The sequence below is a fragment of the bacterium genome, assembly GCA_008933615.1.
Taxonomy (GTDB): domain Bacteria; phylum CLD3; class CLD3; order SB21; family SB21; genus SB21.
Map to the genome: position 1 here is coordinate 1 of WBUR01000091.1, position 2,113 is coordinate 2,113.

The following is a 2,113-nucleotide window of genomic DNA, read 5'->3' on the forward strand; positions in this document are numbered from 1 at the left end:
CTGTACCCGAGTTAGTTGATTTCGTAAGTGATTCTCTCCGATTTGTAGTTTTTCAAAAAAAAGAGTAAAAAACTCTTATGGAAATCTTTTTTTTATTGACAAAGTACTTTTTAAAGATGTTATGCGACGTCCGCTGCTTATAACTCTGAACCAGTTAGTCTAATCTTTAATGCATCTGACGTTAAACGCATGTAGAGCCACATGCCAGATTTGCCCCACATTTGGGTTCTCATAGTTCAATGCTATGGCATACGCTGCCGGTGCCTGAGGGTTCCCGGTGGCTGACCACCAGGTACAGTTGTATCCAACATTATCGAAATTACTTTGGTAGCCTCGGTAACCACCCGGAATCGCCGTAAACCCTGACTCGTTAGTTGCACCGGCATTTGGGGTTGTCCAGTGTACAACCCCAGCCTCTTTAAGCTTACCCCCAGCTACATCTGTTCCACCCAAGAACGATATCAACGTCGTCCATTCCGTTATACTCGGTAAATGCCAACCTGGAGGAGAGGATGTCAGTGCACTATCCCAAGTGTAAAGACGTCCATAAGTATGATAGGTTGATGAATCGTCATTGTAATACCATGACCCACTTGAAGTCCTGTATTCCAAATTCTCTGACATCCAAGTTTGCGTTCCAACGGTCACCGTTTGATATAACCTGCCATCACGAGGATCAGTGAAGGTGCCGGTTTGATAAGGTGCACTTGTTGTAAAGGTCTCCTGCAAACCATAATTCGTCCCTATGCTGTTGGTCGCATACGCTTTAACATAGTATGTTGTGCTTGGGGCTAGGCCCGTAATGTGACTTGCGAAGGATCCGGTTTCCAATCCATCGGAAGTCTTGTTGTCAGCGATTGTCGGATTTTGAGATGGACTCCAACAAACTCCCATAGCAATTACTGGGGCGCCTCCGTCATCAGTTACATTGCCGCCTCCACTTGCCGAGGCAGGCCAGACACTTATAATTGGGCTAGTAATTACTGTTGGAGCCACAGCTAGTGTCACGAAACTTACTTGACTACCATAACTTGTTCCAGCGGTATTTGTCGCATATGCTTTAACGTAGTATATTGTGTTTGGAGAAAGGCCGGTAATATTACTACTAAATATTCCAGTTCCCGATCCATCTGTAGTTTTATTATCAGCGATTGACGGGTTTTGAGATGGACTCCAGCATATTCCCCTGGCAGCTACTGTTGCCCCACCGTCATCAATCACATTTCCACCGCAAGACGCAGTTGAATCAGTTATGTTTGTTATAGAATCTGTAATTATTTGTGGAATTGTTTCATTAGTTGTGAAACTCACCTCGTCACCGTAACTTGTCCCAACGCTATTGGTCGCATATGCTTTGACAAAATACGTCTCGTTTGGAGACAATCCGCTAATGACGCTTTGGTATGAACCGGTCCCTGAACTGTCGATGGTATTGCTGTCGGCTATAGTCGGATTTGGAGCTTTACTCCAACATACACCTCGCGCAGTGACAATCGCATTGCCGTCATCATTTACATCACCGCCACTACTTGCTGATACGGCCGTTATATTTGCAATTGGTAGCGTGGCAACTGTTGGTGCACTGATGATTTCATGTGACTTTTGATCACATCCAATTGAACCGGCAGCTATAATTGATACCAAAACAAAGAATACCATTTTTGAAGAATTCATTTCATTCCTTTCTAATATTTGCGTGACATCGAGAATAAAGACAAAAAAAACCTATTATTATTCAGAGTAATGAGTTAACAATAATAGTTGTGAGCATTACAAACTAAAAGTTACTTCAAACGAAGATACCCGTCAGCGGATGTCAGATAACGCTCGGCGGCTACACGCAGTAGCTCGCACGCGAGGAAAATTATAGTTAATTAAGAACATACTCAATACGTGAGCGAGCTACTGGCGAGCGACGCCCACAATCTCTCTATCGTCAGATCAAAAGGCGTCGCGAAGCGGCACATGTTAACCGCTTGTTATTTAATGTGTCGCCGGCATCAATATAGTTGTTGATTTCAAGTAATACAATTGTTATAATTACTCAAACGAAAGGAAACTTATGCAAAAAACCGCCGTCCGCAAGGTTGGCAATAGTTTAGGTATTACTTTG

At 43.4% G+C, this 2,113-nt stretch carries 1 protein-coding gene; it reads right to left on the reverse strand.

Features of this window, described 5'->3' with window-relative positions; all coding sequences use genetic code 11:
* Positions 1-159 precede the first annotated feature (159 nt).
* Positions 160-1,674, reverse strand: coding sequence for a hypothetical protein (locus F9K33_16510; GenBank protein KAB2877351.1), 1,515 nt, complete (start codon positions 1,672-1,674; stop codon positions 160-162).
* Between the last annotated feature and the right edge of the window lie 439 nt (positions 1,675-2,113).

Bases quoted from the DNA above. Each gene is read 5' to 3' on its own strand.
- F9K33_16510 (KAB2877351.1), bottom strand. From the start codon at position 1,674: ATGAATTCTTCAAAAATGGTATTCTTTGTTTTGGTATCAATTATAGCT.